General features: G+C 64.3%; 10 protein-coding genes. 3 read left to right on the top strand and 7 right to left on the bottom strand.

Going from position 1 to position 13,932, the window contains the following annotated elements:
- Nucleotides 1–25: 25 nt before the first annotated feature.
- From ACTJJM_RS07715 to rpmH, 7 genes are all read right to left on the bottom strand, one after another.
- Nucleotides 26–1,132, bottom strand: coding sequence for a glycerophosphodiester phosphodiesterase (locus tag ACTJJM_RS07715; protein ID WP_440865384.1), 1,107 nt, complete (start codon nt 1,130–1,132; stop codon nt 26–28).
- Nucleotides 1,133–1,236: 104 nt separating this feature from the next.
- Nucleotides 1,237–2,154 (bottom strand): BRCT domain-containing protein, encoded by a 918-nt coding sequence (locus tag ACTJJM_RS07720; RefSeq protein WP_227199920.1) that lies wholly within the window; start codon nt 2,152–2,154, stop codon nt 1,237–1,239.
- Between the two features lie 154 nt (nt 2,155–2,308).
- Entirely contained in the window at nt 2,309–3,658 is a 1,350-nt protein-coding gene (gene mnmE, locus ACTJJM_RS07725; protein ID WP_100447237.1) for a tRNA uridine-5-carboxymethylaminomethyl(34) synthesis GTPase MnmE, read from the bottom strand.
- A gap of 3 nt (nt 3,659–3,661) precedes the next feature.
- A complete protein-coding gene (locus ACTJJM_RS07730) occupies nt 3,662–6,334 on the bottom strand; it encodes a polysaccharide deacetylase family protein (RefSeq protein ID WP_440865385.1) in 2,673 nt (890 codons plus the stop codon).
- A 115-nt stretch (nt 6,335–6,449) separates the two neighbouring features.
- Nucleotides 6,450–8,165: a membrane protein insertase YidC gene (gene yidC, locus ACTJJM_RS07735; RefSeq protein WP_043397705.1), complete on the bottom strand. Its 1,716-nt coding sequence runs from the start codon at nt 8,163–8,165 to the stop codon at nt 6,450–6,452.
- On the bottom strand, nt 8,165–8,659 hold the full coding sequence (gene rnpA, locus ACTJJM_RS07740; protein ID WP_021203275.1) for a ribonuclease P protein component: 495 nt from the start codon (nt 8,657–8,659) through the stop codon (nt 8,165–8,167). Before rnpA ends, yidC begins: the two co-directional genes overlap by 1 nt.
- A gap of 5 nt (nt 8,660–8,664) precedes the next feature.
- On the bottom strand, nt 8,665–8,805 hold the full coding sequence (gene rpmH, locus ACTJJM_RS07745; protein ID WP_005411729.1) for a 50S ribosomal protein L34: 141 nt from the start codon (nt 8,803–8,805) through the stop codon (nt 8,665–8,667).
- Nucleotides 8,806–9,060: 255 nt separating this feature from the next.
- Between rpmH and dnaA the strand changes: the two genes are divergently transcribed.
- The 3 genes from dnaA to recF all read left to right on the top strand — a co-directional run bounded on the left by dnaA (nt 9,061) and on the right by recF (nt 13,837).
- Nucleotides 9,061–10,392, top strand: a complete 1,332-nt coding sequence (gene dnaA, locus ACTJJM_RS07750) for a chromosomal replication initiator protein DnaA (protein ID WP_049453872.1) — start codon at nt 9,061–9,063, stop codon at nt 10,390–10,392.
- A gap of 275 nt (nt 10,393–10,667) precedes the next feature.
- A complete protein-coding gene (gene dnaN, locus ACTJJM_RS07755; protein ID WP_005411731.1) occupies nt 10,668–11,768 on the top strand; it encodes a DNA polymerase III subunit beta in 1,101 nt (366 codons plus the stop codon).
- 974 nt (nt 11,769–12,742) lie between these two features.
- Nucleotides 12,743–13,837: a DNA replication/repair protein RecF gene (gene recF, locus ACTJJM_RS07760; protein WP_043397711.1), complete on the top strand. Its 1,095-nt coding sequence runs from the start codon at nt 12,743–12,745 to the stop codon at nt 13,835–13,837.
- Nucleotides 13,838–13,932 lie beyond the last annotated feature (95 nt).

The following is a 13,932-nucleotide window of genomic DNA, read 5'->3' on the forward strand; positions in this document are numbered from 1 at the left end:
GCCCATGCCCGGCGGCGTTGATCGCTCAGTTCCCTGCCGCGCCCGTGCCATCCACCGCCTGCCTGCCCAGTGCCGGGTCGTCGGTGAAGAAGGCATCGATGCCGGTGGCCAGGTAGGCACGCATTTCGGCGATCGATCCCTCTGCATTGCGCGCGTTGTCGGCCCCCTTGCGCAGGTTGCTGGCCTGGAAGCGGTTCTCCGGGCGGAAGGTGTACGGAATCACCATCAGGCCCACCGCATGCGCATCGCGCACCAGCGTGGTCGGCGTGCCCAGTGCGCCCTTGTCATCCAGCGGAATGATCGAGCGCAGCTCCGGGCCGATGCTGTCGGCGTAGCTGGCGATATCCTTCAATCCGGCCGGCGTCATCATCTGCGCGTAGGTCAGCGTGCCACCGGCCTTGGCGATGTCGGCCGGCTGGGTGTCGCCCTTCCACAGCAGCTGCAGCAGGCGGATGTTGCTGCCACGCGGGATCTTGCCGCGCAGGTAACGCAGGTTGGCGGTCTCGAACGACTGGATGGTGACCGGGCCGACGTTGGTATAGGGGTTGCCACGCAGCGCGGCCAGTAGTTTGTCTTCCATCGGCAGGCTGATCGACTGGAAGTAGGTCGGGTGCTTGATCTCCGGCACCAGGCCGATGCCGCGGTTGGCGCGGCCGGCCTGCTGGACCAGGAAGGCCAGGATCTCGTCCAGGCTGGCGATGCGGAACTGGCCGTCGTAGGCGGTGCTGCGCAGCTCCGGCAGGCGTTCGCGCGCGTACAGGGTCTTCAGCTCTGCCAGGGTGAAGTCTTCGGTGAACCAGCCGTCGACCTTCTGCCCGTCGATGACCTTGCTGGTGCGGCGGCTGGCGAACTCCGGATGCGAGGCGACGTCGGTGGTGCCACCGATCTCGTTCTCGTGGCGGGCCACCATCACCCCGTCCTTGGTCATCACCAGGTCCGGTTCGATGTAGTCGGCGCCATCGGCGATCGCCTGGGCGTAGGCCGCCAGGGTGTGCTCCGGCAACAGCGCGCTTGCGCCGCGATGGCCGTAGACCGACACCTTGTGCGCGGCCGGGGTGGAGGATTCAGCACTCATGGCCACCGATGGTGCCACGGCCAGCGACAACAGCAACGCACAACCCCACGACTTCACTGCGACTTCCCCAAGCGGTATGTGATGGGCGTCAGTATGCGGCGGCAATGTGACAGGTGGGGGACCTGGGGTCGGATCCCCGAAGGGGCTCCGATCCCGCGTCTTCAATCGACCAAGGCGTCATGGAAATCGCGTTCGTGAACGATCATGATCCGCAGTCCTTCCTTGCGCAGTTCCACTGCGCGTTCCACCTTGCGGCCGTAGCAGGCGTAGCTCCAGCAAGGGTTTCCCTCAGCGCCAATCACCAGGTAGTCAACCTTTTTCGAAGGTGCACTGTGCACCCGCCCTCCTCGCGCCGTTACCAGCGCCTGGATATCGGCACGCGACCCTCGGGACGATGCACCCGTAAAGCAGAATCCCCTCTCCTCGAAATGGATCTCGGGAGCCACCGCACAAAGCCCGACCAGACTACCGGCGATCTGCAACGACGGATCGGTCAAGGTGCGGTCATCGCCGAGGACGACGAACTCGCTGAAGAACTGGCGAAGCAGATCTTGTTCCTGCGCATCCACCACACCATCAGCCAGTACCTTGGCTACGAGGTGTCCGATTTCGTCGTACGGCCAGCATCCCTGTAGATGGGAATGCTCATCCATCCAGTCCGAAAGACCACGTAGCTCGGCCTCTGAAATCTGGCCATCAGCGATTATTCCGCCCAGTACGGCATGAAGTCGCTGGAGATCTGCTGTGGTGGCATTGACCCGATCACTTGAGCACATCCGGTCGATCAACCATCGCAGATCCTCCGCCGCATCTTCATCCATGCGACCTTCGCCAAGTGAGCGCTCGAGCACAGGCATCAGTTCAGTGAACGGATGCTGCTGGCGCTGATGCAAATGATCTTGGATCCAGTGCGCCAAGAAGCGACGCTCATCGGCGTTGATCTCTCTGTCAATGGAGATCCCTTCGATGATGCCCGCCAGTGAGTTCAACGCACGAGTGAGCTGCGCCGGGCTTGTGAAGTGAACGTAGGAAACATGGTCCGGATGCATCCGCAATTCCTTTGCCTGAATTTCCTGCACGCTAGCTCGGTCGGCGCCGGTACTCAAGACGTACCGGACAAGACTCCGGAGTATTGGAGCTGATCACGTCATTTCACGGGGTCAGAGGCCCTTCGCGGATCTTACCCCGAGTTGCTGAGACCTAAAGCAGCCGAGCATGGGCTCGGCTCTACAGTTACTTGCCGATGCAGAAACTGGAGAAGATCCTTCCCAGCAGGTCATCGGCACTCATCTGCCCGGTGATCTCGCCCAGCGCGTCATGCGCCAGCCGTAGTTCCTCAGCAGCCAGTTCCAGGTGCTCATGCGCCAGCTCGCCATCGGCGCGCTGCGCGTGTTCCTGCGCACGCTCGATTGCATCCACATGCCGCGTGCGCGCCGAGAACTCGCCATCCACCTGCTCCCCTGCCCCGGCCGATGCGATCGAACGCAGGCGCGCGTGCAGATCCTCCAGGCCGGCACCGGTCGCAGCGGAGACGAACACGCGGTCCGGATCGTCCAGCGCCGGCAGCACATCGAGCAGATCCGATTTGTTGTGGATGTAGACCTTGTGCGGCACCGCTGCCACGGCCTCGCCCAGCGCGGCTTCACCCGCCGCCGGATCGCGCGCATCCAGCACGATCAGGGCCAGGTCGGTGCGCTCGATCTCCACATGGGCGCGGCGCATGCCTTCGCGTTCGATGGCGTCACCGCCGTCGCGCAGGCCGGCGGTGTCGACCAGGGTCAGTTCCAGGCCATCCAGGCGGATGGTCTCGCGCAGGGTGTCGCGGGTGGTGCCGGCGATGTCGGTAACGATGGCGCGTTCGCTGCCGGCCAGTGCGTTCAGCAGTGAGCTCTTGCCGGCATTCGGCGGACCGATCAGCACGGCATGCAGGCCATCGCGCAGGCGGCGGCCACGTTCGGCGTCGCGGCGCAGCAGGGCCAGGTCGCTGCGCGCCTGTTCCAGGCCACGCCGCACCTGCGCGCCGCCGAGGGTATCCAGCGGTTCGTCGGCGAAGTCGATGGCCGCTTCCACATGGATGCGCAGCAGCACCAGCTGCTCGACCACGGCGTCGATGCGGCGCGAGAACACGCCGTCCAGCGAGCGACGTGCCGCGCGCGCCGCGCGGTTGTCGCCGGCCGCGATCAGGTCGGCGATGGCTTCGGCCTGGGCCAGGTCGAGCTTGCCGTTGAGGAACGCGCGTTCGCTGAACTCGCCCGGCCGCGCCTGGCGCGCACCGAGCGCGATGCAGCGCGCGACCAGTTGCTGCAGCAGGACCGGACTGCCGTGGCCCTGCAGTTCCACCACCTCTTCGCCGGTGAAGCTGTTCGGTGCCGGGAACCACAGCACGATGCCATCGTCGATGACCTCGCCATCGGCGTCGCGCAGGCGTGCGTAGTGCGCATGGCGCGGGCGCAGTGCAGGCGCACCCAACGCGTTGGCGATGGCCGCTGCGCGCGGACCGGACAGGCGCAGCAGGCCGACACCGCCCGCGCCGGGGGCACTGGCGATGGCCACGATGGTATCGGTGCGGATTGCATCATTCATGGCTCAGAGTTTCTCCAGCTGCGCCCGTGCCTGCGCGGCACCACTGCCCTGCGGCTGCAGCGCCAGGTAGGTGGTGTAGGCCTGCTTCGCCTTCGCCTTGTCGCCTGCGTTGAAGTAGGCATCGCCCAGGTTGAGATAGGCCACCGCACGCGAGGGGTCGATCTTCAGTGTGTTCTCCAGCCAGCGCGCCGCTTCGGCATAGCGCTGCTGGCGGTAGTAGACGAAGCCGAGGTTGTTGGCGGCCTGGGCGAAGTCCGGACGCAGCTTCAGTGCCTCGGTGAACTGGGCTACCGCTTCGTCGTACTGCTTCTCGCGGTACAGCTGCAGGCCGCGGTCATTGGCCTGCTGCGCGCGCTGGCGGTCGGAGGCCGGGCCGGCGGTGGGCACCACCAGCTTGGCCTTGCCGCCCTGCAGGTCGGCCACCGTCACCAGCGCCTGGCTGCCCTTGGCTTCGCTGGCGGCTTCAACCTTGTTGTTCAGTGCGATTGCATCGGCGGTCAGCTGGCGCGTATCGGCGTTGAGGAATTCCTGGCTGTCGGGCACCTGGAACACGAACTCGCCGCCCTGCGAACCCGGCAGGCTGCCGAAGGCCGGGGTCTGGTGCGAAACGGCCGAGACGGCCGGCGCCACGTAGGCGGCCAGTTCGGTACCGGTGATCAGGCCATCGCCGTTGAGATCGCCCTTGCCAGCCAGCGCCTGCAGCAGCACCCAGGTGAACACCGAGTGACCGTTCGGGCCGGCATCGGCCACCTGCTGGTCGGCGCCGCCGGCGGTCAGCATCTGCCGTGCGCTGCGACGTGCGTTCTCGCGCAGGAACGACGACGAAGAAGGGCCACCACGGGTCAGGCCCAGGCCGCTGTAGCAGGCATCCATCACGAACATCACGTGCTTGGCCTGCATGCTCTCGGCAATGTTCTGGATGTCGGTCATTGCGATGGCGTCGGTGGCGAACTCCTTCGGGTCCGAATCCACCGGAATGATGTAGCCCAGGTCACGCCCGGAGGCGAGTTGGCGGGTGGCGCCGTGGCCGGCAAAGAACACGAACACGCGGTCGTTCTTTCCGGTGCGGTCATCGGCCAGGCGGTCGTGGAAGGCGGCCAGGATGTTGTTGCGCGTGGCCTGCTCGTTCTTCAGCACGATCACCTGCGAAGACGGGAAGCCGAACTGCCCGGTCAGGGTATCGGCCACCGCCTGCGCATCGTGGCTGGCGTATTCCAGCTTTGGCCACTTGGCGTAGTTGTCGATGCCGACCACGATCGCCCACGACTTCTCGTAGCCGGTGGTGACGGTGGCGGGGCTGGTGTCACCCTTGCGCGCGCGGGCGACGGTGAAGTCGCGGCCATTCCACCCGGCGAACTGGTAGCCATCAGCGATCAGCCGGTCGAGGATCTGCGGCAACGCCTTCACCGCACGGTCGTGGATGTCATGGAACAGGATGATGCCGCGCTGTTCCTTGTTCACCTGGTCGAGCACGCGCTGCACGATCGATTCCGGCACCGGGTCGGCCCAGTCCATCGAATCGATGTTCCACATGATCGACTTCAACCCGGCTTCCTTGAGCAGCTGCAGGCCTTCGGCATTACGCGCGCCATAGGGGAAGCGGAACAGCGGCGCGCGCTTGCTGTCGACATCCTTCAGCAGCGTGTCGGTGTCCAGCACCTGCTGGCGCAGCGCATCGCCGGTGGTACGCGACAGCTGCGCATGGGTCAGGCTGTGGTTGCCGACGGCGTAGCCCTCTTCCATCAGGTTGCGGCTGATCTTCGCCATCGGCCCGAGGCTGACCTTGCCGTCGGTCTCGACCTTGCCGAGGTTGCGGCCGACCTCGAAGAACACGGCCGGTACGTCGTAGCGCTTGAGGATGGCCACCACTTCATCGGTATAGGCCTTGTGCGGGCCATCGTCGAAGGTCAGCACCACCGTCTTCGGCGGCAGGTCGCGGCCGAAGATCTCGCGTTCGCTGTCCTTCATCGACATCGGGTACGGCTCGATCACGCCGTAGTCGCGCAGGATCGCTTCGCGGCTGTAGTCCTTGTGCAGGTGCGCGATGTAGTCGTCCCACTTCTCGCGCTTCAGTTCGATGGCACGGGTGCGCTCGAAGCGGCTGAAGATGCGGGTCAGTTCCTGGTTGTAGTTGCGCTCGATCTCGTCCAGCGCCTCCAGGTCTTCGCCGATGCGCTGGTGCAGCTTCACTGCCGGCAGCGACGAATCGGCGCCGACGCGCTCATGCAGATCGCGCAGCACTTCTCGGAAGGCCAAGCGGTCGGCGTCGAACAGCTCCGGCGCCGATTCGATGTAGTCCAGCACGGTGCCGAGGGTGGCGAAGCGCTGCGGGCTGCTACCACGCAGCAGCGTGTCGAACTGCGCGGCAATGGCGCTGCGCTGTTCCAGGCCGTCGTGGAACAGCTGCTGGCCGATGCGGGTGGAGGTGCTGCGATCGGCCGCGGACTGCTGTTCCTCATCGGCCAGCAGCACGACGATCCGGCGATAGCCATCGAGCTGCTTCTGCAGCGCGGCCAGCAACGGCGCCGCGGCCGGATCGGCGACGGCCGCGGCCTGCGCGCTGGGCTGGGTGACGGTGGTCGCCGGCGCCTTCGCATCCTTGTCACCACAACCGGCAACGACCAGGGTCAACAACAGCGAGGGCAGGAACAGGCGGAACGACGACGCACGCGGCATGGCGGACTCGATGGATGCAGGATCGGTGTGCCGGCGATTCTAACGCCGGATGCGAAAAGCCCGCCTTGCGGCGGGCTTCTGCTGGGGTCAGCCGGCCAGCGGCCGGCTCTACCGATTACTTCTTTTTGACCGGGGCCGGAGCGGTGGTGGCCGGGACCGGCTCGCCGCCATGGCGCTTGGTCATCCACCACTGCTGCAGCAGGCCCAGGCCGCCGTTGACCACCCAGTACAGGACCAGGCCGGACGGCATGAAGGCCATCATGACGCCGAACACCAGCGGCATGAACTGCATCATCTTCTGCTGCATCGGGTCCATGCCCGGTGCCGGGGTCAGCTTCTGGGTGAACCACATCACCGCCACGTTGATCACCGGCAGGATGAAGTACGGGTCGCGTGCGGTCAGGTCCTGGATCCAGCCGAACCAGGGCGCCTGGCGCAGTTCGACCGATTCCACCAGCACCCAGTACAGGGCGAAGAAGATCGGCATCTGGATGAGGATCGGCAGGCAGCCGCCCATCGGATTGATCTTTTCCTTCTTGTACAGCTCCATCATCGCGGTCTGGAACTTCTGGCGATCATCGCCATAGCGTTCCTTCAGCTGCGCGATGCGCGGCTGGAAGCGACGCATCTTCGCACCGCTCTTGTACTGGGTCGCCGACAGCGGGTACAGCACCAGCTTCAGCAGCACCACCAGGCCGACGATCGCCCAGCCCCAGTTGCCAACCAGCTTGTGCACCTGGTTCAACACCCAGAACAGGCCCTGGCCGATCACCGCCATCATCGAGAAGCGGCTGTAGTCGACCACGCGGTCCAGGCCCGGCACATCTTCCTTGGCGATCAGGTTGACCAGCTTCGGGCCGACCCACAGGCGGGCTTCGGTGCTCGTGGACTGGCCCGGTGCCACGGTGAAGGCCGGGCCACGCGCTTCGATCAGGTCACGACCGGCCACCTGCGACAGCACGTAGTGTGCGGTCTGGTCCTTCTGCGGGATCCAGGCAGTGAAGAAGTGGTGCTGCAGCATCGCCAGCCAGCCGCCGGTGATGTTCTGGTTCAGCGTGCCGTCTTCCAGGTAGTCCTTGAACGCACGACGCTGGTACTTCTTGTCGTTGTCGTACCAGGTGGCACCGTTGAAGCTGAAGGAATCCGGGTTGGTCATGCTCCGCGACAGGATGGTCGGGGTGCGGTCCAGGGTGCGGTAGACGTAGCCGTTCCAGGGAGCGGCACCAGTGTTGCTGACTTCGTCCTTGAAGCGCACGGCGTACTCGTTGCGCGAGACGGTCAGGGTGCGCTTGATGGTCACGCCGTTGTCGGCGGTCCACACAAACGGGATCTGCAGCTCGTTCTGGCCCTTGGCCAGCACGAAGTCCTTGGTGTCACCCACCAGCTTGAAGCCGTCAGCGCCGGGGACCGGGGTGTTCTTGTCTTCGCTGGCCCAGCCACTGATCGCGCTGTACGGATGCGCGGGGTCTTCGGTCAGCAGGCGGACCGGCGGGCTGCCTTCGTCCTTGGTCTGCGGGAACTGCAGCAGCTCGGCGTCGAGCACGCGGCCGCCATCGAGCACCAGGCGCAGGACGTCGGTGGTGACGGTCACGCGCTGGCTGGCGGGGGTGGCGCTGGCCTGCGCCTGCACGGCGGCCTGGCCGGGCGCACCCGGAACCTGGGCGCTGGGGATGGCGCCCGGGGTTGCGCCCGGAACGCTCTGTGCAGCGGCCGGGGCCGACGTGGTCGTCGGTGCCGGGGTCGGAGCAGCCTTTTCACGGCTCCACTCCATCCACAGCAGCACGGCCACCATCAGCCAGGCAAAAATGAGGAATACGCGGGTCTGGTTCATCAGCGGACAGGCTCGGCGGGGCCGGGACGCGATGCCGGCTCGGTCAAAGAAGGAGTTGCGATGCCATCAGGCGGCGGCATTGTGCCGTCCACGCCCGGCGTGGGCAATGCACGCAGGCGACGCAGCAGGCGCAGGAAGGCCTGGCGGATCTCGTCGTTGCTGGCGGAACGCGCAGCACTACGAGCCACGACGACAAAGTCGCCTGGCTGGATGTCGGTACGTGTCTGACGCAGGATGTCCCGCAGGACGCGCTTGATCCGGTTACGCCCGACGGCGTTCGGATCAACCTTGCGGGAAACCGCCAGACCCAGCCTGGCCGGCCGGTCAGCCGGCAGCCAGTGCAGGGTCATCAGCGGATCGGACACACGGCGGGCGCCGTTGAAGACCGTTGAGTATTCGGCACGCGTGCGAACCCGCGCAGAGCGAGGGAATCGCTTGCGCGGGTCTGCAGTATTCACTGTCGAAGGGATTGCGTCTGCCGCGATGTGCGGCATGGCAATCAGGCGCTCAGGACTTTGCGGCCCTTGGCGCGGCGACGCGACAGGATCTTGCGGCCGTCAGCGGTCTTCATACGGGCACGGAAGCCGTGGTCGCGCTTACGCTTGAGGTTGCTGGGCTGGTAGGTGCGCTTCGTGGCCATTGGGGGCCTCTCGTATGAATGGGACGGAAAGAACCGGAAATTCTAGAGAGGTACCCCGCCCCAAGTCAACCCCTGGCAGCTACGCGAATTCACTGGGCTGTGCAATAGCTGTGGATGTTTTTGTGAATAAGTAGGGGACAAGCATTCCGAAGGCGGGCGCTCGGTGGTAGTCTGAGCCATCCATTTCCCCCCTTTCCGGCCTGTGTTTGGGCGCCTTGTCGCGTCCATGCCCCGGCCACCGGACGATTATTGCTGATGGATGCTTGGTCCCGTAGTCTCGAGCGCCTCGAAGCGGAGTTCCCGCCGGAAGACGTTCATACCTGGTTGAAGCCGCTGCAGGCCGATCTGCGCGTGGACAGCCTGGTGCTGTATGCACCGAATGCCTTCATCGTCGACCAGGTCCGCGAGCTGTATCTGGCCCGGATCCGCGAACTGCTGGCGCATTTCGCCGGCTTCAGCGACGTTTTTCTTGAAATCGGCTCGCGCCCGCGCCCTGTGGAGGCGCAGAACGCGCCGGTTTCCGCGTCATCGGCGCATGTGTCCAGCGAACCGCAGGTGCCCTTCGCCGGCAACCTGGACAATCACTACACGTTCGCCAACTTCGTGGAAGGCCGCAGCAACCAGCTGGGCCTGGCCGCCGCCTTCCAGGCAGCGCAGAAGCCGGGCGACCGCGCGCACAATCCGCTGCTGCTGTACGGAGGCACCGGCCTGGGCAAGACCCACCTGATGTTCGCTGCCGGCAACGCCATGCGCCAGGCCAATCCGGGCGCGAAGGTGCTGTACCTGCGTTCTGAACAGTTCTTCAGCGCGATGATCCGGGCCCTGCAGGAAAAGACCATGGATCAGTTCAAGCGCCAGTTCCAGCAGGTCGACGCGCTGCTGATCGATGACATCCAGTTCTTCGCCGGCAAGGACCGCACCCAGGAAGAGTTCTTCCACACCTTCAACGCGTTGTTCGATGGCAAGCAGCAGATCATCCTGACCTGTGACCGCTATCCGCGCGAAGTCGAGGGCCTGGAAGCGCGCCTGAAGTCGCGGCTTGCCTGGGGCCTGTCGGTCGCGATCGAACCGCCGGACTTCGAGACCCGCGCCGCGATCGTGCTGGCCAAGGCACGCGAACGCGGTGCCGAGATTCCCGATGATGTTGCGTTCCTTATCGCCAAGAAGATGCGCTCCAACGTGCGCGACCTCGAGGGTGCGCTGAATACCCTGACCGCCCGCGCCAATTTCACCGGCCGCGCGATCACCACCGAATTCGCCCAGGAAACCCTGCGCGACCTGCTGCGCGCCCAGCAGCAGGCGATCAGCATTCCCAACATCCAGAAAACCGTGGCCGACTACTACGGGCTGCAGATCAAGGATCTGCTGTCCAAGCGTCGGACCCGCTCACTGGCACGTCCGCGCCAGGTCGCCATGGCCCTGACCAAGGAACTGACCGAGCACAGCCTGCCCGAGATCGGCGATGCCTTTGCCGGTCGCGATCACACCACGGTGCTGCATGCCTGCCGCCAGATCCGGACCCTGATGGAGACCGACGGCAAGCTCCGCGAGGACTGGGACAAGCTGATCCGGAAGCTGAGCGAATGATGCACGGATGCCGATGAGGCGTCATCGCAAAAAACGGTGCAGAATCCGGTAGCAAGCGCGGGACACGTTGTGGATAAAAATGGCGTTTGAAATCGCTCCGAATTTATCCACAGCTTTCCCCACCCCCTGGGGGTCGGTAATACAGAGGGTTTCGAGGTCTGAAATTCTTTTATTTACAAAGACTTAGCGTTGTTTTCCAGCGATTCTGTCTCTACCAGCACCACCAAGCTTTTGATTTATTCCACATTTTTTAAAGCATAGGGGCACGGAACCACATGCGTTTCACACTGCAGCGCGAAGCCTTTCTCAAGCCGTTGGCACAGGTCGTCAACGTGGTCGAACGCCGCCAGACCCTTCCGGTTCTGGCCAATTTCCTGGTCCAGGTGCAGAACGGCCAGCTGTCGCTGACCGGTACCGACCTGGAAGTGGAGATGGTGTCGCGGATCGCGGTTGAAGACGCCCAGGACGGCGAAACCACCATTCCCGCCCGCAAGCTGTTCGAGATCATCCGCGCCCTGCCCGACGGCAGCCGGATTACCGTCTCGCAGACCGGTGACAAGATCACCGTGCAGGCCGGTCGCAGCCGCTTCACCCTGGCCACCCTGCCGTCCAATGACTTCCCGTCGGTGGACGAAGTGGAAGCCACCGAGCGCGTGGCCATCGGCGAAGCGACCCTGAAGGAGCTGATCGAGCGCACCGCGTTCGCGATGGCCCAGCAGGACGTGCGCTACTACCTCAACGGTCTGCTGTTCGACCTGCGTGGCGATGCACTGCGCACCGTTGCCACCGACGGCCACCGTCTGGCCCTTTGCGAAACCGACCTGGCCAAGCCCAGCGGTTCGAAGCGCCAGATCATCGTGCCGCGCAAGGGCGTGACAGAGCTGCAGCGCCTGCTGGAAAGCGGCGATCGCGAGATCGAGCTGGAAGTCGGCCGCAGCCACGTCCGCGTCAAGCGCGACGATGTCACCTTCACTTCGAAGCTGATCGATGGCCGTTTCCCGGACTACGAAGCGGTGATCCCGATCGGTGCCGACCGCGAAGTGAAGGTTGATCGTGAAGCACTGCGTGCCTCGCTGCAGCGCGCCGCGATCCTGTCCAACGAGAAGTACCGCGGCATTCGCGTGGAAGTCTCGCCGGGCAACCTGAAGATCAGCGCGCACAACCCGGAACAGGAAGAAGCCCAGGAAGAGATCGAGGCCGACACCACGGTCAGCGATCTGGCCATCGGCTTCAACGTGAACTACCTGTTGGATGCCCTCTCCGCCCTGCGCGACGAGGAAGTGATCATCCAGCTGCGCGACTCCAACTCCTCGGCGCTGGTGCGTGAATCCAGCAGCGAGAAGTCGCGCCACGTGGTGATGCCGCTGCGTCTCTGACGGAAACGCTGTTTCACGTGGAACCCAGAGCGCCCGGGACCTCCCGGGCGTTTTTTTATGTTCCACGTGGAGCATTGTCGAAACGGATCGTAGAAATCCTGGACGTGCCCTGCTCGGCCCCAAACCAACTCGATCTCGCTTGCTCGAAGCAACTCGGAATCCAGGACGTTGGGAATTCGTCTTGCAGTGCTCGTCGGGCTCCATGCGATCTGGGTTCTGGCAGCGAGCGCTTCGCATGTCCCACTTCGTTGTCCTGATCTTCAATGGTGGAAGCAGCAGATCATCTTCCCCGGGAGGAGGTCCTTCGCTTCTGCAAACGGCACTGTCCACTGGCCGGCTCGGGGGCACACTTGGGCAATCCTAGCTTCTAAATCTGGGTATAAATCTAAAGCATGGTGGTGATGGTAGAGCCAGATTTCGTGGAGAAATGTATTATCTGTTTGTTTTTAAAGGGATTTATGAGCCTGAAACCCCCTGTATAGAGGGCCCTCGGCCTGGGGGGGAACCTGTGGATAGTTTTCAGCGCTGAGCAAAAGGGCTTTTTTATCCACAGATTGCCCATACCTTGTGTATAAGTCATACATGCCTCCTGTGGACAGTGTGGAACTAGCGTCCTGGATTTCTTGAAATCTGTGGAACCCTCCAAGGCATCGGATCGCAGATTTGAAGGAATCGGCGGGATCATCCGTCGGAACCACCCGCGAGGTGTCCCGCGATGGCCCTGCAGTGCTCATGAAATCGGCGAAATCTGAGGGCCTGGACTCTGGAACCCCGCGCAGATTTGAAGAAATTTCGGGCAGTTCCTGCCCGGAACGGGCGCGTCACCCGCATTCCACGTGGAACGCGTCCATCGATGGGTGCAGAAGCTGCACCTTCGGCTCGACCGGCCTGCCCCGCGCCCGGCTTGACCGATGCAGTAAGCTGATGGATTCCCTGCCCCTCTACCGCCTCGTGCGGATGGTCTTTCGCGCCCCATGCAGATCCGCCGCCTCGCCTTGCATCAACTGCGTCGCTTCAGTGCGGTGGACCTGTCGCCCCAGCCGGGATTGAACCTGCTGACCGGCGACAACGGTGCCGGCAAGACCAGCGTGCTCGAAGCCCTGCACCTGATGGCCTATGGGCGCAGCTTCCGTGGTCGAGTGCGCGACGGTCTGGTGCGTCAGGGCCAGGAAGCGCTGGAAATCTTCGTGGAATGGGACGAACAGCGTGCCAATCACCCGCCGCACCGCCGAAAAGCCGGGCTGCGCCACAGTGGCCAGGATTGGAAGGGGCGATTGGACGGCGAAGATGTCGCGCAGCTGGGTAATCTCTGCGCAGCACTGGCCGTGGTGACGTTCGAGCCCGGGAGCCATGCACTGGTCAGTGGTGGTGGCGAACCCCGCCGCCGCTTCCTCGATTGGGGCTTGTTCCACGTGGAACCGGATTTTCTGTCCTTGTGGCGCCGCTACTCCCGGGCGCTGAAGCAGCGCAACGCCCTGCTCAAGCAGGGCGGGCCGTCGCGGATGCTCGATACCTGGGATCACGAGCTGGCCGAGGCCGGAGAACCGCTGACCAGCCGCCGCCAGCACTACCTGGAGCGTCTGCAGCAGCGCACTGTGGCTTTGGCCGCCAGCCTGGCGCCGCAACTGGGCATCCACGGACTGGACCTGAGTCCTGGATGGCGGCGGCATGAGCTCCCCTTGGCCGATGCCTTGCTTCTGGCCCGGGAACGTGACCGGCAGGCCGGGTATACCTCGGTCGGCCCGCACCGGGCGGACTGGAGTGTGGATTTCCACAGCATTCCGGGGCGTGATGCACTGTCCCGCGGCCAGGCCAAGCTGACGGCATTGGCGTGCCTGCTGGCACAGGCCGAGGACTATGCGGAACAGCGCGGCGAATGGCCGGTGATCGCGCTGGATGATCTGGCTTCGGAACTGGATCGCACCCACCAGGCGCGGGTATTGGAGCGCCTGCTCAATGGCCCGGCACAGATCTTCATCACCGCCACCGAAACCCCGGCGGCGCTGCAGGAACTGACCCACATCGCCCGGTTCCACGTGGAACATGCACAGATCGTGGCTGTGCCATAGTGGGCACACCAGGGCCGCTCGACCCCGGCTGGTATAATTCGGGTTGGAATCCTTTCATTCTCGGCGCATCGCCCCAAGCGGTGGCCGACCTGCGG

The organism is Stenotrophomonas sp. 22692 (assembly GCF_052045015.1).
Classification (GTDB): domain Bacteria; phylum Pseudomonadota; class Gammaproteobacteria; order Xanthomonadales; family Xanthomonadaceae; genus Stenotrophomonas; species Stenotrophomonas geniculata.